Source organism: Streptomyces sp. NPDC006687, from assembly GCF_040636215.1.
In the GTDB taxonomy this organism is placed as follows: domain Bacteria; phylum Actinomycetota; class Actinomycetes; order Streptomycetales; family Streptomycetaceae; genus Streptomyces.
In genome coordinates, this window is the sequence record NZ_JBEYJJ010000010.1 from 119,026 (window position 1) to 145,192 (window position 26,167).

At 73.1% G+C, this 26,167-nt stretch carries 25 protein-coding genes; 11 read left to right on the forward strand and 14 right to left on the reverse strand.

Annotated elements, in window-relative coordinates:
• Position 1: 1 nt before the first annotated feature.
• A complete protein-coding gene (allB, locus tag ABZ716_RS15450) occupies positions 2-1,345 on the reverse strand; it encodes an allantoinase AllB (RefSeq protein ID WP_351879749.1) in 1,344 nt (447 codons plus the stop codon).
• Between the two features lie 326 nt (positions 1,346-1,671).
• Between allB and ABZ716_RS15455 the strand changes: the two genes are divergently transcribed.
• The gene (locus ABZ716_RS15455) at positions 1,672-2,475 is read left to right on the forward strand and encodes an IclR family transcriptional regulator (RefSeq protein WP_351879746.1); all 804 of its coding nucleotides are present in this window, start codon (positions 1,672-1,674) and stop codon (positions 2,473-2,475) included.
• 88 nt (positions 2,476-2,563) lie between these two features.
• On the opposite strand, the gene ABZ716_RS15460 is transcribed toward ABZ716_RS15455, so the two are convergent.
• Both ABZ716_RS15460 and ABZ716_RS15465 read right to left on the reverse strand, forming a co-directional pair.
• Positions 2,564-3,271 carry an ABC transporter ATP-binding protein gene (locus ABZ716_RS15460; RefSeq protein WP_358813216.1) on the reverse strand — a complete coding sequence of 236 codons (708 nt, stop codon included), beginning with the start codon at positions 3,269-3,271 and terminating at the stop codon, positions 2,564-2,566.
• Positions 3,268-4,356 (reverse strand): ABC transporter permease, encoded by a 1,089-nt coding sequence (locus ABZ716_RS15465; protein WP_358959307.1) that lies wholly within the window; start codon positions 4,354-4,356, stop codon positions 3,268-3,270. The genes ABZ716_RS15460 and ABZ716_RS15465 overlap by 4 nt, the downstream gene beginning before the upstream one ends.
• Before the next feature lie 134 nt (positions 4,357-4,490).
• Between ABZ716_RS15465 and ABZ716_RS15470 the strand changes: the two genes are divergently transcribed.
• From ABZ716_RS15470 to ABZ716_RS15480, 3 genes are read left to right on the forward strand one after another with little or no spacing between them, the layout of a single operon-like run.
• Positions 4,491-5,858: a sensor histidine kinase gene (locus ABZ716_RS15470; RefSeq protein ID WP_358959309.1), complete on the forward strand. Its 1,368-nt coding sequence runs from the start codon at positions 4,491-4,493 to the stop codon at positions 5,856-5,858.
• A 2-nt stretch (positions 5,859-5,860) separates the two neighbouring features.
• Positions 5,861-6,490, forward strand: a complete 630-nt coding sequence (locus ABZ716_RS15475) for a response regulator transcription factor (protein ID WP_358813213.1) — start codon at positions 5,861-5,863, stop codon at positions 6,488-6,490.
• Between the two features lie 44 nt (positions 6,491-6,534).
• Positions 6,535-6,888 carry a peptidoglycan-binding domain-containing protein gene (locus ABZ716_RS15480; RefSeq protein ID WP_358959314.1) on the forward strand — a complete coding sequence of 118 codons (354 nt, stop codon included), beginning with the start codon at positions 6,535-6,537 and terminating at the stop codon, positions 6,886-6,888.
• Between the two features lie 34 nt (positions 6,889-6,922).
• Here the strand turns inward: ABZ716_RS15480 and ABZ716_RS15485 are convergent, their stop codons facing one another.
• Together ABZ716_RS15485 and ABZ716_RS15490 are read right to left on the reverse strand one after the other, a co-directional pair.
• Positions 6,923-8,407, reverse strand: a complete 1,485-nt coding sequence (locus ABZ716_RS15485) for a PLP-dependent aminotransferase family protein (RefSeq protein WP_358959316.1) — start codon at positions 8,405-8,407, stop codon at positions 6,923-6,925.
• Positions 8,408-8,537: 130 nt separating this feature from the next.
• Positions 8,538-8,726 (reverse strand): hypothetical protein, encoded by a 189-nt coding sequence (locus ABZ716_RS15490; RefSeq protein ID WP_358959318.1) that lies wholly within the window; start codon positions 8,724-8,726, stop codon positions 8,538-8,540.
• Between the two features lie 72 nt (positions 8,727-8,798).
• Between ABZ716_RS15490 and ABZ716_RS15495 the strand changes: the two genes are divergently transcribed.
• From ABZ716_RS15495 to ABZ716_RS15510, 4 genes are all read left to right on the forward strand, one after another.
• A complete protein-coding gene (locus ABZ716_RS15495) occupies positions 8,799-9,419 on the forward strand; it encodes a nucleotidyltransferase family protein (RefSeq protein WP_358959320.1) in 621 nt (206 codons plus the stop codon).
• 273 nt (positions 9,420-9,692) lie between these two features.
• Complete coding sequence (gene aceB / locus ABZ716_RS15500; RefSeq protein WP_358959323.1) at positions 9,693-11,312, forward strand: malate synthase A; 1,620 nt, start codon at positions 9,693-9,695, stop codon at positions 11,310-11,312.
• Between the two features lie 159 nt (positions 11,313-11,471).
• A complete protein-coding gene (locus ABZ716_RS15505; RefSeq protein WP_358959325.1) occupies positions 11,472-12,755 on the forward strand; it encodes a GDSL-type esterase/lipase family protein in 1,284 nt (427 codons plus the stop codon).
• Between the two features lie 92 nt (positions 12,756-12,847).
• Positions 12,848-13,498 carry a 1,4-alpha-glucan branching protein gene (locus ABZ716_RS15510; protein ID WP_358959328.1) on the forward strand — a complete coding sequence of 217 codons (651 nt, stop codon included), beginning with the start codon at positions 12,848-12,850 and terminating at the stop codon, positions 13,496-13,498.
• Between the two features lie 55 nt (positions 13,499-13,553).
• Here the strand turns inward: ABZ716_RS15510 and ABZ716_RS15515 are convergent, their stop codons facing one another.
• Positions 13,554-14,621 (reverse strand): saccharopine dehydrogenase, encoded by a 1,068-nt coding sequence (locus ABZ716_RS15515; RefSeq protein WP_358959331.1) that lies wholly within the window; start codon positions 14,619-14,621, stop codon positions 13,554-13,556.
• Between the two features lie 177 nt (positions 14,622-14,798).
• Positions 14,799-16,778: a hypothetical protein gene (locus ABZ716_RS15520; RefSeq protein ID WP_358959333.1), complete on the reverse strand. Its 1,980-nt coding sequence runs from the start codon at positions 16,776-16,778 to the stop codon at positions 14,799-14,801.
• A gap of 149 nt (positions 16,779-16,927) precedes the next feature.
• Between ABZ716_RS15520 and ABZ716_RS15525 the strand changes: the two genes are divergently transcribed.
• Complete coding sequence (locus ABZ716_RS15525; RefSeq protein ID WP_358959336.1) at positions 16,928-17,995, forward strand: Lrp/AsnC family transcriptional regulator; 1,068 nt, start codon at positions 16,928-16,930, stop codon at positions 17,993-17,995.
• A gap of 97 nt (positions 17,996-18,092) precedes the next feature.
• On the opposite strand, the gene ABZ716_RS15530 is transcribed toward ABZ716_RS15525, so the two are convergent.
• From ABZ716_RS15530 to ABZ716_RS15560, 7 genes are all read right to left on the reverse strand, one after another.
• Complete coding sequence (locus ABZ716_RS15530; protein ID WP_351879703.1) at positions 18,093-19,481, reverse strand: nucleobase:cation symporter-2 family protein; 1,389 nt, start codon at positions 19,479-19,481, stop codon at positions 18,093-18,095.
• A gap of 379 nt (positions 19,482-19,860) precedes the next feature.
• Complete coding sequence (locus ABZ716_RS15535; RefSeq protein WP_358813202.1) at positions 19,861-21,264, reverse strand: 8-oxoguanine deaminase; 1,404 nt, start codon at positions 21,262-21,264, stop codon at positions 19,861-19,863.
• Between the two features lie 197 nt (positions 21,265-21,461).
• On the reverse strand, positions 21,462-22,385 hold the full coding sequence (gene pucL, locus ABZ716_RS15540; protein WP_351879697.1) for a factor-independent urate hydroxylase: 924 nt from the start codon (positions 22,383-22,385) through the stop codon (positions 21,462-21,464).
• A 1-nt stretch (position 22,386) separates the two neighbouring features.
• On the reverse strand, positions 22,387-22,776 hold the full coding sequence (uraH, locus tag ABZ716_RS15545; RefSeq protein WP_358813201.1) for a hydroxyisourate hydrolase: 390 nt from the start codon (positions 22,774-22,776) through the stop codon (positions 22,387-22,389).
• 2 nt (positions 22,777-22,778) lie between these two features.
• Positions 22,779-23,294, reverse strand: coding sequence for a 2-oxo-4-hydroxy-4-carboxy-5-ureidoimidazoline decarboxylase (gene uraD, locus ABZ716_RS15550; RefSeq protein WP_358813200.1), 516 nt, complete (start codon positions 23,292-23,294; stop codon positions 22,779-22,781).
• A 153-nt stretch (positions 23,295-23,447) separates the two neighbouring features.
• The gene (locus ABZ716_RS15555; protein WP_358959339.1) at positions 23,448-23,858 is read right to left on the reverse strand and encodes a helix-turn-helix domain-containing protein; all 411 of its coding nucleotides are present in this window, start codon (positions 23,856-23,858) and stop codon (positions 23,448-23,450) included.
• Positions 23,855-24,106 carry a hypothetical protein gene (locus ABZ716_RS15560; protein ID WP_351879685.1) on the reverse strand — a complete coding sequence of 84 codons (252 nt, stop codon included), beginning with the start codon at positions 24,104-24,106 and terminating at the stop codon, positions 23,855-23,857. The genes ABZ716_RS15555 and ABZ716_RS15560 overlap by 4 nt, the downstream gene beginning before the upstream one ends.
• 126 nt (positions 24,107-24,232) lie before the next feature.
• Between ABZ716_RS15560 and ABZ716_RS15565 the strand changes: the two genes are divergently transcribed.
• Together ABZ716_RS15565 and ABZ716_RS15570 are read left to right on the forward strand one after the other, a co-directional pair.
• Positions 24,233-25,066 (forward strand): TIM barrel protein, encoded by an 834-nt coding sequence (locus tag ABZ716_RS15565; protein WP_351879682.1) that lies wholly within the window; start codon positions 24,233-24,235, stop codon positions 25,064-25,066.
• 72 nt (positions 25,067-25,138) lie between these two features.
• Positions 25,139-26,029, forward strand: coding sequence for a 2-hydroxy-3-oxopropionate reductase (locus tag ABZ716_RS15570; RefSeq protein ID WP_358813197.1), 891 nt, complete (start codon positions 25,139-25,141; stop codon positions 26,027-26,029).
• The last annotated feature ends 138 nt before the right edge of the window (positions 26,030-26,167 follow it).

The window sequence follows — 26,167 nt, forward strand, 5'->3', positions numbered from 1 at the left end:
GTCAGTTCTGCCTTTCAAGGAGGAGGCCCGTGGGCTCGGTCGGGGTGCCGTGGTCGGCGATCTTGCGACCGCGCAGCCAGGTGGACTTCACGACGCCGTGCAGGGTCTTGCCCGCGTACGCCGTGACCTGGTTGCGGTGGTGCAGGTGCGCCGGGTCCACGGTGAAGGTCTCTTCGGGGGCCAGGACGGCGAAGTCGGCGTCGCGGCCGGCCTCGATGGCGCCCTTCTGCGACAGCCCCGCGAGGCGGGCCGGCGCGGCGGACATCCAGCGGACGACGTCCTCCAGGGAGTGGCCGCGGCCGCGCGCCTCGGTCCAGATCGCCGGCAGGCCCAGCTGGAGGGAGGAGATGCCGCCCCAGGCGGTGGAGAAGTCGCTGGTCTTCAGGTCCGCGGTGGAGGGCGAGTGGTCGGAGACGATGCAGTCGATGGTGCCGTCGGCCAGCGCCTCCCAGAGCAGGTCCTGGTTGGCGGCCTCGCGGATGGGCGGGCAGCACTTGAATTCGCTGGCGCCGTCGGGCACTTCCTCGGCGGTCAGGGTGAGGTAGTGCGGGCAGGACTCGACGGTGATCCGCACGCCCTCCGCCTTGGCGGCGGCGATCAGCGGCAGCGCGTCGCTGGAGGACAGGTGCAGCACGTGCACCCGGGCGCCGAGCCGCCGGGCCTGGGCGATCAGGTTCTCGATCGCGGTGTTCTCGGCGTCGCGCGGACGGGAGGCGAGGAAGTCGGCGTACTTGGGGCCGGGCACGACGGGCGCGGAGCCGAGGTGGTGCGGGTCCTCGGCATGGACGATCATCAGGCCGCCGAAGCCGGTGATCTCGGCGAGGGAGGCGGCCAGCTGCTCCTGGTCGAGCTCGGGGAACTCCTCGACGCCGGAGGGCGACAGGAAGCACTTGAAACCGAAGACGCCGGCGTCGTGCAGGGGGCGCAGGTCCTTGACGTTGTCGGGCAGGGCGCCGCCCCAGAAGCCCACGTCCACATGCGCCTTGGCCCGGGCGACCTCCTGCTTGACGCGGAGGTGGTCGACCGTGGTGGTGGGCGGGAGGGAGTTGAGGGGCATGTCGAGGAGGGTGGTGACGCCTCCCGCGGCGGCCGCGCGGGTCGCCGTCCAGAAACCCTCCCACTCGGTGCGGCCCGGGTCGTTGACGTGGACGTGGGTGTCCACCAGGCCGGGGAGCAGGACGTCGTCACCGAAGTCCTCGACCCGGGCTCCGGCCGGCACCTCGGCCTCGTACGCCAGCACGGCCGCGATCTTCCCGCCGGCGACGGCGACCGAGGCGGCGCGCGTCCCCTCGGGGGTGATGACGCGTGTCGAGCGCACTACCAGTTCCACAGCCGCATCGGCCACCGGAACCTCCCCATCTACTTCCACAGAGCGAAATTCAACGTTCTGTTGACGGAGTCTTCCCCCCGATCCGGAGCCCGTCAAGAGCCCCCGGACGGACGGCCGACCCACCCCCGTCGCAATTGGATGTTTCCACTAGATGGAATTAGGATTTCACTATCCAGAATGTAGCTACCGCCACGGGTACCCCGGCGGGTACCTTCCGAGGGTGTCCGCCACCAGGACAAACCGCCTTTGACCGGCGGGGACGGCCGAGGCCCGGCTCTAGGGCCGACGTCGAGCGACCGGTAGGCTGCTTCCTTGCCTGCCAGCACCGAAAGGACCGCGCCGTGCCGACGTCCAGCGCCAGCACCACCGACGCTTCCGCCAAGCCCACCGCCGCCAGCGGTGGCGTCCAGTCCCTTGAGCGCGCCTTCGATCTGCTCGAACGGATGGCCGACGCCGGGGGCGAGGTCGGCCTGAGCGAGCTCTCCGCCGCGAGCGGTCTGCCGCTGCCGACCATCCACCGCCTGATGCGCACCCTCGTCGCCTGCGGCTACGTCCGGCAGCAGCCCAACCGACGGTACTCCCTCGGGCCGCGTCTCATCCGGCTCGGCGAGTCCGCGGCCCGGCTGCTGGGCACCTGGGCCCGCCCCTACCTGGCCCGTCTGGTCGAGGAGACCGGCGAGACCGCCAACATGGCCCTGCTCGACGGGGACGAGATCGTCTACGTCGCCCAGGTGCCGTCCAAGCACTCCATGCGCATGTTCACCGAGGTCGGCCGCCGGGTGCTGCCGCACTCCACCGGCGTGGGCAAGGCGCTGCTCGCCCACACCCCGGCCGAGGAGGTACGCGCCCTGCTGGCCCGTACCGGTATGCCGGCGGCGACCGAGAAGACCATCACCACGCCCGAGGGCTTCCTGGAGGCCCTGGAGCAGGTCCGCAGGAGCGGCTACGCCGTCGACGACAACGAGCAGGAGATAGGGGTCCGCTGCCTGGCCGTGTCGGTGCCGAACTCGCCGACCGCCGCCGCGATCTCCATCTCGGGTCCGGCCGGCCGGGTGACGCAGGAGGTGGCCGAGTCCTTCGTGCCGATCCTCCAGGGTGTGGCCGCGGAGCTGTCGGTGGCCCTGCAGAGCCAGAGCCCCGCGTAGGCCGGTACGCAGGACGTGAGCCCCGGCGCTCTCCCCCGTGGGGGCGCCGGGGCTCACGCGTGTGCGGGCCGGGGTGGAGCGGGCCTGCTCAGGCCGCCGGGGCGGAGGCGGCCGAGGGCTCGGCGGCGCCGTGGGTGAGCCGGCCGTCGGTCATGGTCGCCGTGCGGTCCATCCGGTCCAGGTGGGCGCGGTCGTGCGTGACCAGGACGGTGGCGGTGGAGCGCTCGCGGGTGAGGGTGACCAGCAGGTCGAGGACGGCCGAGCCGCGCTCGTGGTCCAGGGCGCTGGTGGGTTCGTCGACCAGCAGCACCGAGGGCTCGTTCATCAGGGCGCGGGCGATGTTCACGCGCTGGCGCTGCCCGCCGGAGAGCTGGTGGGGGCGCCGGTCGGCCTTGTCGGCCAGGCCCACCGCGTCCAGCAGCTCCAGCGCCCGGCCGCGCAGCCGGCGGGAGGGCCGGCCGGAGAGGTGGGCCATCACCAGGAGCTGCTCGGCGGCGGTCAGCGAGGCCGGCAGGTTGGGCTGCTGGAAGACGATGCCGATCTCCTCGCGGCGCAGGGCCGCCTTCTCGGCGGCGCCGAGCCGTGCGGTGTCCCGGCCGGCGACGAGCACCCGTCCCGCGTCGGGGGTGACCAGGGTGGCCGCCACGGCCAGCAGGCTGGACTTCCCGGAGCCCGAGGGCCCCACGATCGCGGTCAGGGTCCCGGCGGGCACCTCCAGCTCCACGGCGTCGAGGGCGGTCAGCCGGCCGTCGCCGTCGGGGTAGGTGAGGGTGACGTCGTGCAGGTGGAGGGTCATCGGGCGCTCCCCAGGGCGGTCAGCGGGTCGACGGCGGTGATCCGCCGGATGGACAGGGCCGCGCCCAGCACGCCGAGCACGATCATGATCGCGGCGGGGGCCAGCACGGTGGCGGCGTCGAGGACGAACGGCACGTCGCCGCCGCTGATCAGGGCGCCGATGCCGGAGGCGAGCGCGGTGCCGGCGCCGGTGCCGATCGCCAGCATCACCACGGCCTGGCCGAGGGCGTCCTTCAGCAGGTACGGGGTGGAGGCGCCCAGGGCCTTCAGGACGGCGATGTCACCGCTGCGCTGGATGGTCCACACCGTGAAGAAGGCGCCTATGACCAGCGCGGAGATGGCGAAGAGGAACCCGCGCATCAGCTGGAGCGAGCCGTTCTCGGCCTGGTAGGAGCCCAGGGCCCCCAGCGCCTCGCCGACGGTCTGGCTGCGGGTGCCGGCCGCCCGGTCCCCGGCGGCCCAGTCCACCTCCCCGGAGCCGGCGAGGGCGAGGACGGTGGCGGTGGCCTCCTGGGGGACGGCGGGGCCGGCGAGGCGCTGCCAGTCGTCCAGGGCGGCCCAGACGACGGGGGTGTGGCTGTAGGCGGCGGTGCCCGAGACGGCGGCGACCGTCAGCTCCAGGGGCCCGGCCCTGAGCCGGTCCCCGGCGGTGAGCCCGCCGAGCTCCTTGGCGGCCTTCTCGGTGAGGACGACCCGGCCCCGGCCCAGCCCCGTCCCGGCGGGGGCGAGGCGACCGCCGGGATCGACGCCGAAGACGGAGACGGCGGCGGTGCGCTCACCGGCCACGGCGTTGGTGGTGCGGATTCCGAGCGGCTCCGCCGCCTTGACGCCGGGGCGCCCGCGCCAGGTCCGCCAGGCGCTCTCGGGCAGCTGGGAGCTGGTGAAGGAGACCTTCTGGTCCCCGGGCGGGACGGCGAAGGCCAGCCGTGAGGCCGGCAGCCCGGTGATGGCCGAGATGTTCTCCCGGGCCAGGCCGGAGGTCAGCCCGGACAGCAGGCCGACCAGCAGGGTGATGAGCAGGACGACGGAGCCCATGAGGGCGAAGCGGCCCTTGGCGAACCGGAGATCTCTCCATGCGACGAACATGTCCCCCACCTTGGCCGTGGGCCCGGGCCGGGCACATCGCGCCACGGGAGGGATCCTGGTATCGAAGGAGGCATCCCGATATCGAACTTTCGGTTGACCGGTGCCCTGGCCGGCCCGCTTACGCTGGTCGGACGATGTCCTCCGCCGCGCCCGCCCGCCCCCTGACCCCCGTCACCCGCGTCCTGCGGCTGTGCCTGCACGCCCTCTTCGCCGGGCTGCTGGCGCTGGCCGCGGCCCGGGCCGTCACCGGCTCCGCGCCCCGGGCCGGGTGGACCGCCGCCGTCTGCGCCCTGCTGGCCGCCGGGTACGCGGCCGGCGTACGCGCCCCGGCCGTCGGGCGGTCGGCGCGCGCGGCCGGGGTGTGGCTGGCCGGGATGGGCGCGGTGTGGGCCGCACTGCTCGCCCTCTCCCCCGACGGGCTGTGGCTGGCGTTCCCGCTGTACTTCCTGGAGCTGCACCTGCTGCGGCTGCGCTGGGCGCTCGCGGCCGTCGCGGTGACGGCGTGCGGGGCGATCGGCGGCTTCGTCGCGCACACCGGCGCCGCCAACCCGGGCGCCTTCCTCGGGCCGCTGCTGGGCGGGGCGGTGGCCGTGGCCACCGTCCTGGGCTACCAGGCGCTGTACCGGGAGAGCGAGCGGCGCCGGGAGCTGATCGAGGAGCTGATCGCCACCCGCGCCGAGCTGGCCGCGGCCGAGCGGGGGGCGGGGATCCTCGCCGAGCGGGAGCGGCTGGCCCGCGAGATCCACGACACCCTGGCCCAGGGCCTGTCCTCGATCCAGCTGCTGCTCCGGGCGGCGGAGCGCACGCTCTCGGAGGACCCGGCGCCCACCCGCCCCGTCCCCGCCCCGGCGGACGTCGTGCCCGGGGCGGCCCCGGCGTTCTCGGCGGCCCCGACAGTCTCGGCGGCACCGGTGGGTCCGGCTACCCCGGCGGGCAGGGCGGCAGCCCCGAGCACGTCTGCGGCCCCGGCGGCCCCGGCAGCGGCCGTGTCCGCGGCCTCCGTGGCGGCGGCGCTCGGGCATATCGCCCGGGCCCGGGAGGCCGCGCAGGACAACCTCGCCGAGGCGCGCCGGTTCGTCCGGGCGCTGACTCCCCCCGACCTGGAACACGGCTCGCTGGCGGCCGCGCTGGAGCGGCTGTGCTCGGGGGCGCCGGGCCCGCGCGTGCGGTTCTCCGTCAGCGGCGTCCTGCGCGAGCTGCCCACCCCGTACGAGGTGGCCCTGCTGCGGATCGCCCAGTCGGCGCTGGCCAATGTGGTGCGGCACGCCCGGGCCGGCCGGGCGGAGATCACCCTGACCTTCATGGACAGCTCCGTCACGCTGGACGTCGTCGACGACGGCCGCGGCTTCGACCCCGACCGGGCGCCCTCCGGCGACGGCGGGTTCGGCCTCCCCGCGATGCGGGCGCGGGCCGAGTCGCTGGGCGGGCTGTTCACCGTGGAGTCCGGACCGGGCCAGGGCACCGCCGTGGCCGTCACCCTGCCGCTGCCCCTGGAGACCTGACGATGACCATCCGGCTGCTCCTCGCCGACGACCACCCGGTGGTCCGCGCCGGGCTCCGCGCGGTGCTGGACACCGAACCGGACTTCGCGGTGGTCGCGGAGGCGGCGACGGCGGAACGGGCCGTGGAGCTGGCGGCGTCCGAGCCGGTGGACGTCGTCCTGATGGACCTCCAGTTCGGCACCGGGATGCACGGCTCGGCGGCCACGGCGGCGATCACCGCCCGCCCCGGCGCCCCCCGGGTACTGGTGCTGACCACGTACGACACGGACGCGGACATCCTCGCCGCGGTGGAGGCGGGCGCCTCGGGCTACCTGCTCAAGGACGCCCCGCCGGAGGAGCTGGCGGCCGCGGTGCGCACAGCCGCGGCCGGGCAGTCGGCGCTGGCCCCGGCGGTGGCGCTGCGGCTGATGGACCGGATGCGGACGCCCGCCGAGGCACTGACGAAGCGGGAGCTGGAGGTGCTCCAGCTGGTCGCGGACGGCCTGTCGAACCAGCAGATCTCCAAGCGGCTCTTCCTCAGCCAGGCCACCGTCAAGTCCCATCTGGTGCACGTCTACGCCAAGCTCGGGGTGGACTCCCGTACGGCGGCGGTGGCGGCGGCGGCCACGCGGCGGCTGATCCGCACGCCCTGAATATCGCTTTCGCCGGACCCACGGTGATCATTAAGGTCTGGACCATGACCTCCTTACTGACACGCACCGCGGCCTCGGCCGCACTCGCCGTTTCCCTCCTCCTCGGCTCCGCCGCCGCGGCCTCCGCCGCCGCCGAGCCCGAGCTCACCGGCCTGAGCTGCGGCTACGACAACCGCACCCCGCCCCCGCCCCTCGCCCTCGGCGACCGGGGGCGGACGGTCCTGGAGGCGCGCTGCCTGCTGGCCTTCTGGACCGGCCTGCGGGCCACCGACGAGGAGCCCGCGACCGTCTTCGGGCCCGACGCCGCGTCGGCCACGCGGTCCTTCCAGGAGCGGCGGGCCCTGCCCGTGACCGGCGCGGTGGACGCCGCGACCTGGGCGGAGCTGCGGCACAGCTGACCGGCCCCGCCGGCCGGCCCCCCCAGGCCGGCCTTCACGCCACCCAGTAGGGGCGCTCCACCGCCGGAGCCAGCGGCACGCCGTCGTGGAAGGCCGCCGCGAGCCGGCGTACGCCCTCGTCGAGGCGGTCGGGCGGCAGGGTGTACGGGATGCGCAGACGGTGTTCGAAGGTGCCCGGGTCGACGCCGAACCGGGCGCCCCGGCCGATGTGCACCCCCGCGGCGGCCGCCCGCTCGGCCAGGGCCGAGCTGACCGGCTCACGCAGGTCCACCCAGAGCGAGAGGCCGCCCGGCGGCAGCCGCCAGGACCACTCGGGGGCGTGCCGCTCCAGCGAGCCCACCAGGGCCGCGCGCCGCACCCGCAGCTCCGCGAGCCGCCTGGGCAGGTGCCGGTCCAGGCCCTCCAGCAGCGGCAGGGCCACCACCTGGTCGAGGACCGAGCCCGTCATGTCCGCCGAGACCCGTACGGCCGTCAGCTCGTTGACCAGCCTGGCCGTGGCCCGGATCCAGCCCACCCGCAGCCCGCCCCAGTGGCTCTTGCTCAGCGAGCCGATGGTGATCACGTGGTCGGCGCCGGAGCGCGGGGCGAGCGAGGCCAGCGGCGCGGGGGCCGGCACGTCCAGGGCGATGTCGGCGATGGTCTCGTCGACCACCAGCCAGGTCCCGGTGGCGCGGGTGGCCGACAGCAGCCGCAGCCGGTGCTCCTCGGGCATCAGGGCGCCGGTCGGGTTGTGGAAGTCGGGGATGGTGTACGCCAGGCGCGGGAGGGTCCGGTGGAGCGCGGACTCCGCGGTCTCCATGTCCCAGCCCGCGTCGGAGACGGGGACCGAGCCGGTGCGCAGCCGGGCGTGGCGCAGGGCGTCGAGGGCGTTGGCGTAGGTGGGGCTCTCGGTGAGGACCCGGTCGCCGGGCCGGCAGAGCAGGCTGACGACCAGGGCGAACGCCTGCTGGGCGCCCGCGGTGACGAGGATCTGCTCGGGGCGGGTGGGCAGGCCGCGCCGGGTGAACCGGTCGGCCACGGCCGCGCGCAGGTCGGGCAGGCCGAAGGGGTGGTAGCCGGGGCTGCGGGCGAGGGCGGGCAGGCGGGGCACGGCCCAGGCGAGGGCTTCCGCGAGGCTGTCCTCGGGGGCTCCCATGGCGGCGATCGCCAGGTCGATGCCGGCCTCCCCGCCGGCCCGGGCGCCGGAGCCGGCGGTCGGCAGGTGGGCACCGACCGGGCCGTGGCCCTCGGGGAGCTCGGTCCAGGTGCCGGAGCCGCGCCGGCTGCGGAGGTAGCCGCTTCCGCGCAGCAGGTCGTAGGCGCCGGTGACGGTGGCGCGGCTGGCGCCGAGGGCTTCGGCGAGCTCCCGCTCGGCGGGCAGCCGGACGTGCAGGGCGATCCGCCCGTCGAGGATCAGGGTGCGCAGCGCGTCGGCGAGGGAGCGGTAGCCGGGGCGGGCCAGCACCTGTGCCGGGAGCATGGCCGCGACCTGACGGCTGCCGAGCGTCGTGTCCGCCGCGGGGACCGCCCGGGGGGCCACGCTGTGGACCGCCCTGTGGACCGCTCCGTGGACCGCTCTGTCGGCCACTGTGTGGACCACTCGCCCGTTCGCCATGCCAACCTCCCCTGATTGGCTCTGCCTGCCGGGCCAATCAGGGGCCAGACTCCCCTCATTGGCCCGTAAATGGCAAGGAGAGGCCCATGTCGTCGTCCCCGATGTCGTTCCCGCCGTCGTCCTCGATGTCCTCCTCGACGTCCGGCGACCCGTTGACCGACCGTGACGAGCGGGTCCTGCTGGCGGCCGCCGAACAGCGGATCAGCGCGCCGCTGCGGATCGGCGCCGCACTGGCCGCAGGCATACGGCGTCTGCTCGGGCGGCGTCCGCCCGTACGGCGCGCACCCGTACGGGGGAAGGCGCGAGAATCGCTCCCATGTCAGCAGCCGAACACACCCGTCCGTCCGCTCCCCCGGTGATCGCGGGCCTGCTCCTGGCCGCCGGCGGCGGCCGCCGCCTCGGCGGGCGCCCCAAGGCCCTGCTCCCCTACCATGGCCGGCCCCTCGTGGAGAACGCCGTACGCGTGCTGCGCGAGGCCGGCTGCGATCCGGTGCACGTGGTGCTGGGCGCCTCTGCCGCGGAGGTCCGCGAGCGTGCCGACCTGAGCGGATGCGTGGTCGTGGACAACCCCGACTGGGCTGAGGGCATGGGCTCCTCCCTCCGGGTGGGCCTGGCCTCGCTGGGCGGTACGGGGGCCGGCGCGGCCCTGGTGTCCCTGGTGGACCAGCCAGGCATCGGGCCGGCGGCCGTGACCCGGGTACGGGAGGCGTACCGCTCCCCCGACAGCCTGGTGGCGGCCTCGTACGACGGGGAACGCGGGCATCCGGTGCTGTTCGGGGCGGCCCGCTGGGCGGACATCGCGGCGACGGCGACCGGGGACCAGGGTGCGCGTGTCCACCTGAGGAACCACGCCGGCGAGGTCATCCTGGTGGAGTGCGGGGACGTCGCGGCCGCCTTCGACATCGACACCCCGTCCGACCTGGCACGTCTCGCCTGAGGCGGCCTGGAGCCGGGCCTGAGCGGGCTGTGACCGTGATGGCACTGAGGGCCACAGGGAGCGGGAATCTGTCGACTCAGAGAATCTCGACATCAACAAACCATTGAACTTCCACCATGAGGAAATTACTATCCACTGGTCAGAAGCGCCCTGAACCCCCAGACGGCGCCCGCGACCGTTGACCGGAACTCTCCACACCCGACGGCACTGCGTGCCGTCTCGCGCGAGCATTCCCCGCGGCCGCAAGGCACCGCCGCTGAAGGAGTGACAGATATGTCCGCACCAGCGCCGTCCCCGCTGGCCATCGTCGACGCCGAGCCCCTGCCCCGGCAGGACGAAGTCCTCACCGATGCGGCCCTCGCCTTCGTGGCCGAGCTCCACCGGCGGTTCGCCCCCCGCCGCGCCGAGCTCCTCGCCCGACGCGGCGAGCGGCGCGCCGAGATCGCCCGCACCTCCACGCTCGACTTCCTCCCGGACACCGCACAGGTCCGCGAGGGTGACTGGAAGGTCGCGCCGGCACCGGCCGCCCTGAACGACCGCCGCGTGGAGATCACCGGTCCGACCGACCGCAAGATGACCATCAACGCCCTCAACTCGGGCGCCAAGGTCTGGCTCGCCGACTTCGAGGACGCCTCGGCCCCCACCTGGGAGAACGTGGTCCTCGGCCAGCTCAACCTCATCGACGCCTACGAGCGCCGGATCGACTTCACGGACCCGCGCACCGGCAAGGCGTACGCCCTCAAGCCCGCCGAGCAGCTCGCCACCGTGGTCATGCGCCCGCGCGGCTGGCACCTGGAGGAGCGCCACCTGCGCTTCGAGGGCGGCCCGGCCTCCGGCTCCCTCGTGGACTTCGGCCTCTACTTCTTCCACAACGCCCAGCGCCTGATCGACCTCGGCAAGGGCCCGTACTTCTACCTCCCGAAGACCGAGTCGCACCTGGAGGCCCGCCTCTGGAACGACATCTTCGTCTTCGCCCAGGACTACGTCGGCATCCCCCAGGGCACCGTCCGCGCGACCGTCCTCATCGAGACCATCACCGCGGCCTACGAGATGGAGGAGATCCTCTTCGAGCTCAAGGACCACGCCTCCGGTCTCAACGCGGGCCGCTGGGACTACCTGTTCTCCATCGTGAAGAACTTCCGTGACGGCGGCGAGAAGTTCGTCCTGCCGGACCGCAACGCGGTGACGATGACGGCCCCCTTCATGCGCGCCTACACCGAACTGCTCGTCCGCACCTGCCACAAGCGCGGCGCGCACGCCATCGGCGGCATGGCGGCCTTCATCCCCTCCCGCAAGGACGCCGAGGCCAACCGGGTCGCGTTCGAGAAGGTCAAGGCCGACAAGGACCGCGAGGCCCACGACGGCTTCGACGGCTCCTGGGTCGCCCACCCCGACCTGGTCCCGATCGCGATGGCCTCCTTCGACGCCGTCCTGGGCGAGAAGCCCAACCAGAAGGACCGGCTCCGCGAGGACGTCGCCGTCGCCCCCGGCGACCTGATCGCCATCGACTCCCTGGACGCCCGCCCCACCTACGAGGGCCTGCGCAACGCCGTCCAGGTCGGCATCCGCTACATCGAGGCGTGGCTGCGCGGCCTCGGCGCCGTCGGCATCTTCGGCCTCATGGAGGACGCCGCCACCGCCGAGATCTCCCGCTCCCAGATCTGGCAGTGGATCAACGCCGGAGTCGTCTTCGAGAACGGCGAGCGCGCCACCGCCGAACTCACCCGCTCCTTCGCCGCCGAGGAACTCGCGGCGATCCGCGCCGAGGCCGGCGAGGAGGCGTTCGCGGCCGGAAAGTGGCAGCAGGCCCACGACCTCTTCCTGCAGGTCTCCCTGGACGCCGACTACGCGGACTTCCTCACCCTTCCCGCGTACGACCAGCTGACCGGCTGACACCACTTCGGCTGAATCGCACAGCAGCCGAACCCCCTCCGCCCCCGCCGCCCCCCAGGGCCCGGGGGCGGAGCCATGTCCCGACCGACCGGTCGGGCGTTACGTCATCGTAATCCGACTGTACCTAGCGGTAACAAGCGGGCGCGTGCCACCTTTCCGATGCCACCGGCGCCGGCGGTACCCCCACTTTCCAAGCCACGCACCGAAGTTGTTGGCGACTTCGGCGTGGCCGACCGCAGGAGTTCCGCAGTGATCGGATTCCGCAAGGCCGGCAAGGACCGGGCCGCCCGAGGCCGTGTGCGACGGGTGGCCGGTGCCGGGATGGTCGCACCGCTCGCCGCCGGCGCGCTGCTCTTCGGCGGGGCCGGGCCGGCGGCGGCCGGGCCCGGGACGGGTCCCACCGCCGTCGTGTCCATGGGCGACAGCTACATCTCCGGCGAGGCCGGACGCTGGAAGGGCAACAGCCTGACCAACAGCGGGAGCAGGAACGGCACCGACCGGGCGTGGGTCAGCGGCAGCAGCTACGACCCCGCGAAGGTGTACGGCGCCACGGCGGGCGGCTGCGACCGCTCGGACTCGGCCGAGGTGCTCAGCGCGGGCGCCGTCGCCGAGACGGCCGTCAACCTGGCCTGCTCCGGGGCGACCTCGCAGAACGTCTTCCGCGCCTCCAGCGGGGGCGTGTCCTACAAGGGCGAGGCCCCTCAGGCCGACCAGCTGGCGGCCGTGGCCGCGAGCCGCAACGTGAAGGTCATCGCGCTCTCCGTCGGCGGCAACGATCTCGGGTTCGCCGACATCATCAAGGAGTGCGCGATGGACTTCGTGCTCTGGAACTCGTACTGCTACGACGACCAGCAGGCGGGCGTGGACGAGAAGATCGACGGGGTGATGGCGAACGTCGGCAAGTCGGTGGACGAGATCCGGGCGGTGATGCGCCAGGCCGGCTACACGGACTCCTCCTACCGCATCGTCCTGCAGTCCTACCCCTCCCCGATCCCGCGCGGCGCCGAGAACCGCTACACCCAGAGCGACTGGAGCCGGCTCAACAGCGGCGGCTGCCCCTTCTGGAACCGTGACTCCGACTGGGCCCGGGACTCCCTGGTCCCGCAGCTCGCGAACCGCCTCAAGCAGGTGGCGGCGGCCAAGGGGACCCAGTTCCTGGACCTGCGCGACATGCTCCAGGGGCGCGAGGTCTGCGCCAAGGCCAGCAAGCAGGTCACCTCGGCGGTCCCCGCGTCGGGGCAGAGCAGCGAGTGGGCACGCTGGATCGACAACAACGAGACCCAGGGCCTGGTCCAGGAGTCCATGCACCCGAACTACTTCGGCCAGCTGGCCGTCGGCCGCTGCCTGGCCCTGGCCGTGGCCCAGCCCGCGAACTCGGCCTCCAGCTGCAAGAACACCGCCGGGAGCGACCAGAGCGGGATGTACCTGACGTCCGCCCCGTGAACGGGTGAGGTGGGCCGAGGGGGCGGGCTGTCATGATCAAACCAGGGGCACCCCGCCCCCGAAGCCGCACCCACGAAGGAAGTTGACCGGACATGGCCGTCATCCACCGCACCACCATGAAGCCCGGCAAGCGGGAGCTGCTCGCCGGCTGGCTGCCCACCCGGCCCTGGTACGCCGGCGCGTCCCCGGCGCCGGAGCTGACGCCGGCCGGCGGGTTCCGGCTCGACGACCCGGAGGGCGAGGTGGGCATCGAGTTCATCGTCGTCACCGACGCCTCCGGCGGTGAGCCCGTCGCCTACCTGGTGCCGCTCACCTACCGCGGCGCCCCGCTGGAGGGCGCCGAGGCGGGGCTCGTCGGCACCTCCGAGCACGGGGTCCTCGGTACCCGCTGGATCTACGACGGGGCCCACGACCCGGTGTTCACCGAGCGGCTGCTCGCCCTCCTCCGGGGCGCCGCCGAGCCCCAGCAGCAGAGCGTGACGGACGCCGCCGACCCGACCGTCGTGGCCGAGTCGGACGGGGAGGTCCTCCCGGCGGGTGCGGTGGTGGTGGCCGTGGAGGACGGACCGGACGGAACCCGTCTGGCGGTGGAGGCGGACGGGCGGCGGCTCGGCCTGGAGCTGGTGCGGGTGCTGGGGACCGGCCGGGCCGCTCCCGGGACGCTCGGCCGGGTCACCGCCGGCTGGGAGCTGCCCGACAGGACGGCGCGGCGCGGGCCGGTCGCCGTCCTGTACGCGGGCTGATCCGGGCCTGCGGCGCGCCGGCTTCCTCGCCCGGTCCGGGCCTGCGGTGCGCCGGCTACGCCGCCCGGTCCGGGCCGGTGAGGGCGCGCATCGCCGTGGTGAAGGCCGCCCGGCAGCGGAGCCAGTCCGGGTCGGGGGACGGGGCGTGCAGGTCGGCGAGCTTGGGCAGCAGGTCCGCGGAGAAGGCCCGGGCCGCCTCGGCCGGGAGCAGCGAGGGCAGGTTGTCGATGGCGATCACGTCGAGCGGCCGGCTGCCGCCGCGCAGCCGCCGGACCGGGGTCGTCCAGTCGGTGAGTCGGTCGTAGACGGGGAGCAGGTGCAGCTCCGAGCCGGTGTCGCAGGTGATGTCGGCGATGACCGAGAGCCGGCCGGTGCCGCTCTCCAGGTCGGCGGCGGTCAGGAAGGGCGGCACGGGCCGGGTGGTGAGCACCGCGTTGACCAGGATGTCGTGGTCCAGCAGCGCGGCCCGGTCCAGGCGGCGGGTGGCCCCGCGCCCCCAGCGGGTGACGGCGATCCCGGCGGTGGTGAGGGCGTCGCAGGCGCCGCGCCCGCTGCGGCCGCCGGCGCCGATCACCAGGGCCCGTAAGCCCCCGGGCGCCGCCTCCCGCAGCCGGGCGTCCAGTTCCCGGCGGGGCGCCGGGACCAGGGGGGCGGTCAGCCGGCCCCGCGCGTGCAGGGCGGCCAGCGCGGCGCCCGCGTAGCCGGCCCAGTAGCCGAAGGCGGCCAGCCGGCGGCCCTCGGCGTCGGCGAGGTACTCCAGGTCGAGCAGGGTCCCGCCGCCCACGGCGAACCGCCGCAGCAGCCCGGGGGCCTGGGGCTGGCCCTTGTAGGCGTGGCCGAAGTAGACGTGCCGGTGGTGCAGGGCCTCGGGCGCCGGCGGGAGTTCCTTCAGGCCGAGGACGTACGCCGTCCCGGGCGCGTCCCGCGCCCAGGAACCGGCGGGCGCGGTACGGCAGCCGGCGGCGGCGTACGCGTCGAGCGGGAAGACGCGGTGGGCGGAGTCCTCCACGGTGATCCGTACGCCGCGGCGGACGAGGAGCCCGGCGTCCTCGGGGGTCAGCGGCGCGCGGCGTTCGGTGGGGCGGGTCTCGCTGCGGATCCACAGCTGCGGGGTTTCGGCCATCGCTGTACCACCTGTCCGGTCAGAGGGGTGGGACGAGCCAGCGCTCCAGCGATGTCTTTCCGCGTCCCTTACGCCGTACGCCGGATCGGGGCGGCAACTCCGGGCCCCCTGGCACCCCGTGCCCCGCCGGTCCACAGCGGTCTCAGGAGCCCGGCCGCCCGGGCCCCCGGCTGCCCCTCACAGCTCCCGCAGGAGTTCGCGCAGCGGGGTGCGGGCGCCTTCGGTGTGGGCCGCCCGCAGGGCTTCCGGGGTCAGCCGCAGCCGCAGGACGCGTTCGGCGCGCGGGGCGCAGGCGGTGGCCGGGCGGTGGCCGGCGACGGCGCCGAGCAGCCGGGCGGCCAGCTCGTACCGGCCGAGCTCGGCCTCCATCTGGGCCAGCAGCTCCGCCGACAGCGCCTGGCCGAGCCGGTCGCCGAGGGCGAACTGGGTCTCCAGGGAGCGCAGCAGCCAGGTACGGGCCAGCTCGGGCCGGCCCTCGCGGCGCCGGCGCAGGGCCTGCGCGTAGCCGGCCCAGGACCGGGCCCACAGGTCGGGCCCCTCGCCCGCCCCGGCGGGCGGGGCCGTCGGGCCGATGGCGGCGAGGGCCATCGCCAGGGCGGCCTCCAGCGCCTGCCGGCCGGGCCCGAACCCGGGTCGCTCCGGCAGCAGTTCCAGGGCGTCGCGGTACTCGTCGGCGGCCTCGGCGGGCCGGTCCCGCCACAGGGCGACGGTGCCCCGTACATGCGCGAGGTAGGCCAGGACGGCGTCCTCCCCCTCCTGCACGGCCGCCGCCCACGCCTCCACGAGCAGCGGATCGGACACCTCCGGCCGGCCGAAGCTCGCCGCCAGCCAGGCCGCCAGCCACAGCGCCCGGGCCGGACGGGGCGCCGGGTGCGCGGCCAGGGCCCGTTCCAGGAGCCGGCCGCCCTCCTCCACCAGCCCGCAGGCCGACCACAGGAACCACAGGCGGACGGCGATCTCCAGCGCGCCGCCCGGACCGCCCGGGCCGGACGGGTCCATCGCCCGGCGCAGCTCGGGCAGTTCCCGCAGGGCCAGGGCGCGGGCCTCCAGCTGCGCCCCGACGCGCCACAGCCACGCGGCCCGTTCCGCGGTGACGCGGCAGCGCTCGTGGTGGCGGCGGGCGGCGGTGTCCGCGTCCCCGTCCGGGTTACGGGCCAGGCGCCGGGCCGCGAAGGCCCGTACGGCCAGCGGCAGCCGGTAGCGGGCGGCGTGCCCGGGCTCCGCCAGCAGGGCGGGGGACAGCCGGCGCAGGATCCGGGCGGCGTCGCGCGGGCCGAGCGCGCCGAACCCGCACACCTCGGCGGCGGCCGCCTCGTCGAAGGAGCCCGCGAAGACCGAGAGCCGCTCCCACAGCAGCCGCTCCCCGGGCGGGGCCAGCCGGTACAGGCGCAGGGCGTCGGCCCCGCCGGCCCGGCCCGCGCCGCCGGCGAGGAACTCCAGCGGGTCGTCGGTCAGCCGGCGCAGCGCCTCGGCGGGCCCGGTCCACCGGGCCCGCGCGGCCGCCAGCTCCAGCGCGCCGGGGACCCCGTCGAGGGCGCGGCACAGGGCGGCCACGGCCCCCGCGTTGTGCTCGGTGAGGGCGAAGCGGGGGTCGGCCCCACGGGCCCGCTCCGTGTAGAGCCGTACGGCGGCGGAGCGGGCGATCTCGGCCACCGCGGGCGGTGCGGCGGCCTCCCCCGGCGCGGCGGAGTCCCCGGGCGCGGGGGGCAGGGCCAGCGGGCCTACCGGCAGCAGGGTCTCCCCGTCCACCCCGAGGACCCGCTGCGAAGTGGCCAGAACCCGTACCCCGGGCCACCGGGCCAGCAGCTCTCCCACCAGCTCCCCGGCCCCTTCCCCGAGCTGCTCGCAGCCGTCCAGGACCAGCAGCGCCTCCCGCCCGGCGAGCCCCCCGCCCAGCTCCGCGGCCAGGGCGTCCGCCGGGGAGGACGGCCACCGCGCCAGGCCGGCCCACAGGACGTCGGCCCCGCGCTCCCCGCGGAGCTCGCGGACGGCGCGCACGGCGATCCGGGTCTTGCCCACCCCGGCCGGTCCCGTGAGCGTGACCAGGCGTTCCCTGTCCACCAGGGCTCGGGTCCGGGCCACTTCGGCGCCCCGGCCGACGAGGCTGGACAGTTCGGCGGGCACCTCGTGGCGCATCCACGACCCGGGCTCCCCCATCGGTCCTCCCGCTGCTCGTCTCCTGGGGTCGCGCACCTGCCTCCCGTCCGGCTCCGCCGTCCGATGCGGCGGTTCGGCGCACGAAGAGAGATGATCAGCCGAAAGTCCGGTTAACCGGTCCAGGGCCGGGAAAACCGCCAGGGGTAAGTATGAACTCGGCCATTTCCTCCATCGACGACACCGACCGCGCCCTGGTGCACGCCCTCCAGCTCGCACCCCGTGCCAGCTGGGAGCGGCTCGCCTCGGTGCTGGGGGCCCGGCCGGAGACGCTGGCCCGCCGCTGGGAGCGGATGACCTCCTCCGGTGAGGCGTGGGTGTCGGGGCTGGGCCTGCGGACGGGCGGCCAGGCGCCCTGTATGGCGTGGGTCGAGGTGATGTGCGCGGCGGGCGCCTCCCCCGCCGTGGGCGCGGCCCTGGTGGACGACGCCCACACGCTGGGGGTGCAGCACACCACGGGCGGCCGGGACCTGCTGGTCTTCGTGGCCGTACCGGACCTGCACATGCTGTTCCGCTACCTGTCGTTCCGCGTGCAGCGCATCGAGGGCGTGACGGGCACCCGGTCCTCCGTGGTCACGGCGGTGCACTCGGCCCCCGACCGCTGGCGGATGGACCAGCTGTCCCCCGCCCAGACCGCCCTGCTGACCGGCCGCACCCGGCGCGCCCCGGCCGCGCCGGGCCCGGCCGCGCCGCCGGTCACCCCGGTACCCGAGGAGGACCGGCCGCTGATGATGGCGCTGGCCGCGGACGGGCGGCGCAGCGTGGCCTCGCTGGCCCGGGAGGCGGGGATGAGCGAGTCGACCGTACGGCGCAGGCTGAGCAGGCTGGAGGCGGGGCAGAGCCTGCGCTACAGCTGCGCGATGGCCTCGGGCCTGTCCGGCTGGCCGGTGTCGGCGACCCTGTGGGCGGAGGTGCGCGAGCACGAGGTGGCCGACTGCGCGGCGGTGGCCGCGGGGCTGCGCGAGACGCGGACCTGCATGTCGGTGAGCGGGACCTGGAACTTCATGATCAGCGCCCGGCTGCGCACCGTCGAGGGGCTGGCGCGCTACACCGCCGACCTGTCCCGGCGGCTGCCGGGGCTGCGCGTCACCGATACGGCGGTGGCGCTGCACGTACGCAAGTCGGAGGCGCAGGAGCTGGACCCCACGGGGCGGCGGCTGCGGACGGTCCCGCCGGACATCTGGACGGACCCGGCGCCGGGGGCGGCGGACCGGAGCTGAGACGGGCGTGCGGCGGCCCGTACGCCACACCCGCAGTGGGTGACGTACGCACCGCCGCACGCCCGCCGGGGGTGTGCTGGGCGCCCCCTGCGGGGCGTCAGTGCACGAAGGCCGGTTCCGCGGCGGGTTCCGCCGCGGTTTTGCGGGCTCCGAGGTGGTTGAAGGCCAGGTTGAGCACGATCGCGACCACGCAGCCGGTGCTGATGCCGGAGTCGAGGACGACCAGCAGGTCCTTGGGGAAGGCGTGGTAGAAGGTCGGCGCGGCGATCGGGATCAGGCCGATGCCGACCGAGGCGGCGACGATGAGCGCGTTCTCGCCCTTCTCCATGGCCGCGCCCGCCAGGGTCTGGATACCGCTGGCCGCCACCGAGCCGAAGAGCACGATCCCGGCGCCGCCGAGGACCGGCAGCGGGACGACCCCGATGACGGAGGCGGCCACCGGGCACAGGCCCAGCAGGATCAGGATGCCGCCGCCCGCGGCGACGACGAAGCGGCTGCGGACCTTCGTCATGGCGACGAGCCCGATGTTCTGGGCGAAGGCGCTGCACATGAAACCGTTGAACAGGGGGCTGAGCGCACTGCCGAGGGTGTCGGCGCGCAGGCCCCCCTCGATGGTCCGCGCGTCCGCCGGACGTCCCACGATCTTGCCGAGGGCCAGGATGTCGGCGGTGGACTCGGTCATGCAGACCAGCATCACGATGCACATCGAGACGATGGCCGCGACGTTGAACTGGGGTGCGCCGAAGTGGAACGGGGTGGGGAAGCCGATGAGGTCGGCGTCGCGGACGGCGTCGAAGTGGGCCATGCCCAGCGGTATCGCGATCAGCGTTCCCGCGACGAGGCCGAGGAGGATGGAGATCTGCTGGAGGAACCCGCGCAGGAGTTTGCGCATCGCCAGGACGATCACCAGGGTGAGGGCGGCCATGCCGATGTTCTTCATGGACCCGTAGTCGGTGGCGGTGCGGTTGCCGCCCTGCGACCAGTTGAACGCCACGGGCAGCAGCGAGACGCCGATCAGGGTGATGACCGTGCCCGTGACCACCGGCGGGAAGAACCGGACGAGCCGGCCGAAGTAGGGGGCAGCGAGGAAACCGATCAGTCCGGCGACGATGATCGCGCCGAAGATGACGGGGATGGCGTCGTGTCCCTGCCCCTTGCCGATGGCGATCATCGGGGTCACGCCGGCGAAGGAGACGCCGTTGACGAAGGGGAGTTTGGCGCCGATCTTCCAGAACCCGAGGGTCTGGAGGAGGGTGGCGAGTCCTGCGGTGAAGAGGGAGGCGCCCATCAGGAAGGCGGTCTCCGTGGCCGAGAGGCCGACGGCGGGACCGACGATCATGGGAGGGGCGACGACACCCGCGTACATGGCGGCCACGTGCTGGAGGCCGCTGGTGAACATCTTGAACGGAGGCAGGGTCTCGTCGACCGGGTGCTTCTCGTCCGGTACTGCGACTGCATCTTTGCGGAACCTGGGCGCATCGGCCACGGCTTCCTCCGGTCGGTTAAACACGTCGGCAGGGACGTGGGTGTCATGGAGGTGGTGCGAAAGCGTGCTGGTCGAGCCTGTATGGAGTTGTGGGTGGAGCTGCTTCTCGTGCTTCTCGTACTTCTCGTCCCAAGGTGCGCGGAAACGATTCGCCCAAAAACCGGTTCCGCCCGGTGGGGCCAGCCCGGGGTCGGGGCTGGGGGTGCCGTGGCAGGGGCGCGGGTGACGCGCCGTACTGGGGAGGGGTGTTACGTGTCACCGGCCCCGGGGCGCCCTCGGATCTCTCCTCGGGCGCTTCCCGGGAACGGCTCCCGCGGACCCCGCTCGGGCCCGCGGCGGCCGGCCAGGGGCCGTCCCCCCCGGCCGGACTCCGTGGGGGTCAGCCCTGCGCGGTGATGCGCGCCAGGCGCTGGGCCTCCGCGCGGGTGGACACCGCGATGGCGTCCTCGTCCGCGAAGAGCAGCCGGTTGTTCTCGACGATCTGCTTGCCGTTGACGAACGAGGCGGTCACCGGGGCGGCCGCACCGAAGACCAGCGCGGTCACCGGGTCGGCGATCGAGGAGTGCAGGAAGGTGCTGATGTTCCACAGCACCAGGTCGGCGCACTTGCCGGCCTCCAGCGAGCCGATGTTGTCGGCACGGCCGAGGACCTGCGCACCGCCGTAGGTACCCAGGCGCAGCGACTGGCGGGCGTTGAGAGCCGCCTCGCGGTGCACCGGGTTCAGACGGTTGATCAGCAGCGCGTTGCGCAGCTCGGTGTGCAGCTCGCCGGACTCGTTGGAGGCGGTGCCGTCCACGCCGAGGCCGACCGGGACGCCGGCGGCCAGCATGTCCGGGACGCGGGCGATGCCGGCGGCCAGGCGGGCGTTGGAGGACGGGCAGTGCGCCACGCCGGTCTTGGTCCGGGCGAACGCGGCGATGTCGGAGTCGTTCATGTGGACGCTGTGCGCCATCCACACGTCCTCGCCGAGCCAGCCGGTCGACTCGAAGTAGTCGGTCGGGCCCATGCCGAAGAGCTCGTGGCAGAACTTCTCCTCCTCGACGGTCTCCGAACCGTGCGTGTGCATCCGCACACCGAGGCGGCGGGCCAGCTCGGCGCCCTGCTTCAGCAGCTCGGTGGAGACGGAGAAGGGGGAGCAGGGGGCGACGGCGACCTGGGTCATCGCGTCGAAGGAGGCGTCGTGGTACTTCTTGACGGTCGCCTCGGTGTCCGCGAGGGCGCCTTCGAGGGTTTCGACGGCGTGGTCCGGCGGCAGGCCGCCGTCCTTCTCGCTGCGGTCCATGGAGCCGCGGGCGAGGGTGAAGCGGACGCCCATCTCGGACGCGGCGCGGATGATCGCGCCGGAGAGGTCGCCGGAGTTCCTGGGGTAGACGTAGTGGTGGTCCATCGCGGTGGTGACACCGCCGCGGGCCATCGCGGCCAGGGAGCCCTGGGCCGCCGCGTACGCCATCTGCTCGTCGATGCGCGCCCAGGTCGGGTAGAGCGCGACGAGCCAGTTGAAGAGGTTGTGGTCGGTGGCCAGGCCCCGGGTGATCCACTGGTAGAAGTGGTGGTGGGTGTTGACCAGACCGGGGGTCACGAGGTGCCCGGTGCCGTCGATGCGGCGGACGACGTTCTCGAGGTTCTCGGGGGCCTTGCCCGCACCGACGAACTCGATCGTGTTGCCTGCGATGACGACGTGACCCGAGGCGTACTCGGTGTCGTTTGCGTCGACGGTCGCGATCGCACAGTTTTCGATGACGATGCGCTCCACAGCGCCGTCAAGGGCTGCCGATGCTGCCATGGGACTTCCTCGTGCTTTCAGTGGCGGTGCGGGCACGGCAAAACCCAGGGGATTTGAGTGCCGGAGCCGGGGGCCTGACAGCTGACAGTACTGCCGCCCCGTGTGATGCGTCCGGGTGCCGATTCAGGAAGCTGTGGGGGTGTCGCCCCGGGGCCACTGCGGAGCCCCGGGACGCGCGTGCACTGCTCGGAGGTGGTTCAGAGGTTGGTCATGTCCACGGGAATACGGGCGTCGACGCCGTCGCGCAGGACCGTCGCCTCGATCAGACCGTACGGACGGTCCGCGGCGAAGTACACCTCGTTGTCGTTCTTGAGGCCGAAGGGCTCCAGGTCGACGAGGAAGTGGTGCTTGTTCGGGAGCGAGAAGCGGACCTCGTCGATCTCCGAACGGTGGTTGATGATGCGCGAACCCATCTGGTACAGGGTCTGCTGGAGCGAGAGGGAGTAGGTTTCCGCGAACGCCTGGAGCATGTGCTTCTTGGTCTCGGCGTAGGACTTCTCCCAGTTGGGCATCCGCTGCTCGTCGTCCGACCAGTTGAAGCGCCAGCGGCCCGACACCTGGGTGGCCAGGATGCGGTCGTACGCCTCCTGCAGGGTCGTGTACTTGTCCTTCACGTAACCCCAGAACTCGGAGTTCGTGGAGTTCATGACGACCAGGTCCTTGAGGCCGGAGATGACCTCCCAGCTCTCGCCGTCGTACGTGATCTGGGTGACGCGGGTCTCCATGCCCTGGCGGACGAAGGAGTGGTTGACCTCGTCGGAGCCGATGAACTTCGAGTTGGCGTCCGAGGTGGCGATCCGGTCCCAGCCGTACTCCTCGATCCGGATGCGCGCCCGCTTGATCGGCTCCTGGCTGGTGACGAACCAGCGCGCCAGGTGGATGCCGAACTGCTCGGCGGACTCGATGCCGTACTCCTTGGCGAACGCGTACACCGTGTTCTTGGTGGTGTCGGTCGGAAGGACGTTGGCGTTCGAGCCGGAGTAGTGGACGTCGTCCATGTCGCCGGAGAGCGCCACCGAGACGTTCAGGTCCTTGATGTGGTGCGTGTCGCCGTCCCGCGTGATCTTGACGACGCGGTTCTCTGCCTTGCCGTACTGGTTCTGGCCCAGAATCGTGGCCATGCTAGCTCCCTCGGTAAACGGAGTAGCCGAACGGGTTGAGCAGCAGCGGTACGTGGTAGTGCTCGCCCGGGTTCACCGCGAAGGTGATCGTTACCTCGGGGAAGAACGCACCGCTGTCCCTTACGCGGGGGGCGTCCTGCTGCGCCTCGGCTTGCTTCTTGTCGAAGTACGTCTCGGTCTCGAAGTCGAGACGCACGTGTGTGGTGCCCTCCGGCAGCGCCGGCAGGTCCTTGCAGCGCCCGTCGGCGTCGGTGGCGGAGCCGCCCAGGGCCGCCCACTCGCCCTCCAGGCCCGCGCGGGCCGACAGGGAGATGGCGACGCCCTCGGCGGGGCGGCCGATGCTGGTGTCCAGAATGTGCGTGGACACCGACGCGGTGGTCTCGGTGCTCATGGTCACTCTCCTCCTGCGGATCCGACGAGACGGGTCAGACGGATCCGGTTGATCTTCACGAGCTCGCCGCGCGCGATCTCTCGCTCCTGCTCCGGCGAGTTCCCGATCCGGACCTTGACCGCGTCCCGCATGAACTCACCGGTGGCACCGGTGGCGCAGATGAGGAACACGTGGCCGAACTTCTCCTGGTAGGCCAGGTTGAGCTCCAGGAGTTCGTTCCTGAGCTCCTCCGAGGCACCGGCCATGCCACGCTGCTCGCGGGCGGAGGTCGGGTCCCCCGGCTTCGGCCGGCCGATCGGCGCGTGGCCTCCCATCGCCTCGCCCAGGTCGTCCGCGGTGAGCTCCGCCATGGCGGTCTCGTTCGCGGCGTACAGGGCATCGGCGGTGGCGAAGGGGCGCTGGGCGAGCAGCTTGCCCACCCACGCCGAGCTGGCGCACACCTCGTGCAGCTCGGCCGTGGCCGCGCTGTCGTCCAAGGCGTTGAACCGGGTCAGACCCGGGGTCGGACTCGAAGTCACGGTAGACCTCCGTGGCCTGTTGTTGCTTGACGGGCTGCGCATAGCTAACGCCCTCGACAACACGGCGTCAACACTTTGTTGAAACTTCCTGTACACAAAAGCCGCCCCCCGGGTGAATTGGGCGGCGGCTCGTGACCGTGGGTCGAGTGTCCCTCACTCCGGGCTGTCCGGCCTCGCTGTCTTGTTCGGGCGGGTCGAGGTGGCGGAGTCGCGGTTCAGATAGTTGTAGACCGTGAAACGGCTGACGCCCAGGGCCCCGGCGACGGTCTCCACGCCGTGCCGCACGGAGAAGGCGCCCCGCGCCTCCAGTATGCGCACGACGTCCTGCTTGGACTTCCTGTCGAGCTGTGCCAGCGGTACGCCGTGCCGGCGCTCCAGCGCCGCCAGGATGTGGTCCAGCGAGTCGGAGAGCTGCGGCAGCCGTACCGCCAGCACCTCCCGCCCCTCCCAGCTCAGCACCACATCGTCGGGCTCCGCCCGGGCGGGGTCCATCAGCTCGCCGCCCATCGCGTCCACCAGCGGCTTGACCGCGGCGACGAACGGGTGGTCGCGGGGCTCGGTCATGCGCCGTCCTCACCGATCACGTTGACCTGGAGCGAGACCCGGGTGGCGCCGGCGTCCAGCGCGTCGCGCAGCAACGCGGTCACCGCGCCCAGCACCTGGCCGGCGTCGCCCTCGGCGGTGTTGCCGAAGGGACCCACGTCGACGGCGTCCAGCTGGGCCTTCTGGATGACCTCGCGGGCGGCCACGGCGTGGGCGGGGGCCTCTTCGAGGTCGAAGGGCTCGGTCGTGAACTCCACTCTCAATCGCACGCCGCCCAAGCTACCCGGCAGTCCTGAGATTCCGGGAGCCGGCACTTGACAAGTCCGACACCCGGCTTGCAGTCTTCCATCAAGCAGAAACTAACTTCCGCAATACGGAAGGAGCGCACACCCCTCATGGGATACACGGACCAGCGCTTCGATGTGAACCTTTCGATCCTCTTCACGGAACTCCCGCTCCTGGAGCGTCCCGCGGCCGCCGCCGCGGCGGGCTTCACCGCGGTCGAGCTGTGGTGGCCCTGGATCGAGACCCCCACCCCCGCCCAGGAGGAACTGGACGCTCTCAAGAAGGCTCTTGAGGACGCCGGCACCCAGCTGGTGGGCCTGAACTTCTACGCCGGCCAGCTGCCGGGCCCGGACCGCGGCGCGGTGTCGGTCCCCGGCGAGGAGTCGGACCGCTTCAACGCCAACATCGACGTCGCGGCGGACTTCGCCGCCTCGGTCGGCTGCAAGGCGCTCAACGCCCTCTACGGCAACCGCGTCGAGGGTGTGGACCCGGCCGTCCAGGACGAGCTGGCCCTGAAGAACCTGGTCGTGGCCGCCCGGGCCGCGGACCGCGTGGGCGCGATCCTCCTGATCGAGACCCTCAACAAGCCCGAGTCGCCGCTCTACCCGCTGGTGAGCGCGCCGGCCGCGATCGAGATCGTGGACAAGGTGAACGAGGCCACCGGCCTCGGCAACGCCAAGTTCCTCCTCGACCTGTACCACCTGGCGATGAACGATGAGGACCTCTCCGAGGTCATCGAAAAGTACGCCGCCAAGACCGGGCACGTCCAGATCGCCGACAAGCCCGGGCGCGGTGCCCCCGGCACCGGTGAGCTGCCGCTGGAGGACCTCCTCGACCAGCTCAGGAAGGCCGGCTACCAGGGCTTCGTCGGCCTGGAGTACAAGGCCGCCGACGCCGCCGCGTCCTTCGCGTGGCTGCCGGCCGAGGCCCGCGCCGCCCAGTAGAAGGACGAAGTCCGGGCGAACGCCCAGGCGACCCCCGCACTTTTCGTACGTATCAATAGAAGGACCCTCATCATGAGCACCCTCCCCAAGATCGCTTGGATCGGCCTCGGCATCATGGGCTCCCCCATGTCCGAGAACCTGCTGAAGGCCGGCTACTCGGTCACCGGCTTCACGCTGGAGCAGGACAAGCTGGAGCGCCTGGCCGCCGCCGGCGGCACCGCGGCGGGCTCGATCGCCGAGGCCGTCAAGGACGCCGACGTCATCATCACGATGGTGCCCGCCTCCCCGCAGGTCGAGGCCATCAACTACGGCCCCGAGGGCATCCTCGAGAACGCCCGGTCCGGCGCGCTGATCATCGACATGTCGTCGATCACCCCGCAGACCTCCGTCGACCTGGCGAAGAACGCCGCCGAGAAGGGCATCCGCGTCCTCGACGCCCCGGTGTCCGGCGGCGAGGCCGGCGCCATCGAGGCCGTCCTGTCGATCATGGTGGGTGGCGAGCAGGCCGACTTCGACGAGGCCCTGCCGATCCTCGAGGCCCTCGGCAAGGTCATCGTCCTGTGCGGTCCGCACGGCTCCGGCCAGACGGTGAAGGCCGCCAACCAGCTCATCGTCGCGGTGAACATCCAGGCGTGCGCCGAGGCCGTGGTCTTCCTGGAGAAGTCCGGCGTGAACCTGGAGGCCGCCCTCGACGTCCTCAACGGCGGTCTGGCCGGCTCCACGGTCCTGACCCGCAAGAAGGACAACTTCCTGAACCGCGACTTCAAGCCCGGTTTCCGGATCGACCTGCACCACAAGGACATGGGCATCGTCACCGACGCCGCCCGCAACGTCGGTGCCGCCCTGCCGGTCGGCGCGGTCGTGGCCCAGCTGGTCGCCTCCCTGCGCGCCCAGGGCGACGGCGGCCTGGACCACTCCGCCCTGCTCCGCGCGGTCGAGCGCCTCTCCGGCGCCCAGGTCTGATCCCCCCGCGGCCCGCCCGCCCGGGCCGCACTCCCCCTGAAGGGGGCCCGAGTTTCCGGATGGTGCCGGTGCTGACACCTGTCCTGTCGCGCCCAAGCGCCGGCACCGTCCGGATCACCTCCCCATTCTTTCTTTCAA

Excerpts from the sequence above, each read along its gene's own strand:
- ABZ716_RS15460 (WP_358813216.1), bottom strand. The coding sequence starts at position 3,271 with ATGACCCTCCACCTGCACGACGTCACCCTCACCTACCCCGACGGCGAC.
- ABZ716_RS15465 (WP_358959307.1), bottom strand. The coding sequence starts at position 4,356 with ATGTTCGTCGCATGGAGAGATCTCCGGTTCGCCAAGGGCCGCTTCGCC.
- ABZ716_RS15470 (WP_358959309.1), top strand. The coding sequence starts at position 4,491 with ATGTCCTCCGCCGCGCCCGCCCGCCCCCTGACCCCCGTCACCCGCGTC.
- ABZ716_RS15475 (WP_358813213.1), top strand. The coding sequence starts at position 5,861 with ATGACCATCCGGCTGCTCCTCGCCGACGACCACCCGGTGGTCCGCGCC.
- ABZ716_RS15480 (WP_358959314.1), top strand. The coding sequence starts at position 6,535 with ATGACCTCCTTACTGACACGCACCGCGGCCTCGGCCGCACTCGCCGTT.
- ABZ716_RS15490 (WP_358959318.1), bottom strand. The coding sequence starts at position 8,726 with ATGCCTGCGGCCAGTGCGGCGCCGATCCGCAGCGGCGCGCTGATCCGC.
- ABZ716_RS15495 (WP_358959320.1), top strand. The coding sequence starts at position 8,799 with ATGTCAGCAGCCGAACACACCCGTCCGTCCGCTCCCCCGGTGATCGCG.
- aceB (WP_358959323.1), top strand. The coding sequence starts at position 9,693 with ATGTCCGCACCAGCGCCGTCCCCGCTGGCCATCGTCGACGCCGAGCCC.
- ABZ716_RS15505 (WP_358959325.1), top strand. The coding sequence starts at position 11,472 with ATGCCACCGGCGCCGGCGGTACCCCCACTTTCCAAGCCACGCACCGAA.
- ABZ716_RS15510 (WP_358959328.1), top strand. The coding sequence starts at position 12,848 with ATGGCCGTCATCCACCGCACCACCATGAAGCCCGGCAAGCGGGAGCTG.
- ABZ716_RS15515 (WP_358959331.1), bottom strand. The coding sequence starts at position 14,621 with ATGGCCGAAACCCCGCAGCTGTGGATCCGCAGCGAGACCCGCCCCACC.
- ABZ716_RS15520 (WP_358959333.1), bottom strand. The coding sequence starts at position 16,778 with ATGGGGGAGCCCGGGTCGTGGATGCGCCACGAGGTGCCCGCCGAACTG.
- ABZ716_RS15525 (WP_358959336.1), top strand. The coding sequence starts at position 16,928 with ATGAACTCGGCCATTTCCTCCATCGACGACACCGACCGCGCCCTGGTG.
- ABZ716_RS15535 (WP_358813202.1), bottom strand. The coding sequence starts at position 21,264 with ATGGCAGCATCGGCAGCCCTTGACGGCGCTGTGGAGCGCATCGTCATC.
- pucL (WP_351879697.1), bottom strand. The coding sequence starts at position 22,385 with ATGGCCACGATTCTGGGCCAGAACCAGTACGGCAAGGCAGAGAACCGC.
- uraH (WP_358813201.1), bottom strand. The coding sequence starts at position 22,776 with ATGAGCACCGAGACCACCGCGTCGGTGTCCACGCACATTCTGGACACC.
- ABZ716_RS15555 (WP_358959339.1), bottom strand. The coding sequence starts at position 23,858 with ATGACCGAGCCCCGCGACCACCCGTTCGTCGCCGCGGTCAAGCCGCTG.
- ABZ716_RS15565 (WP_351879682.1), top strand. The coding sequence starts at position 24,233 with ATGGGATACACGGACCAGCGCTTCGATGTGAACCTTTCGATCCTCTTC.
- ABZ716_RS15570 (WP_358813197.1), top strand. The coding sequence starts at position 25,139 with ATGAGCACCCTCCCCAAGATCGCTTGGATCGGCCTCGGCATCATGGGC.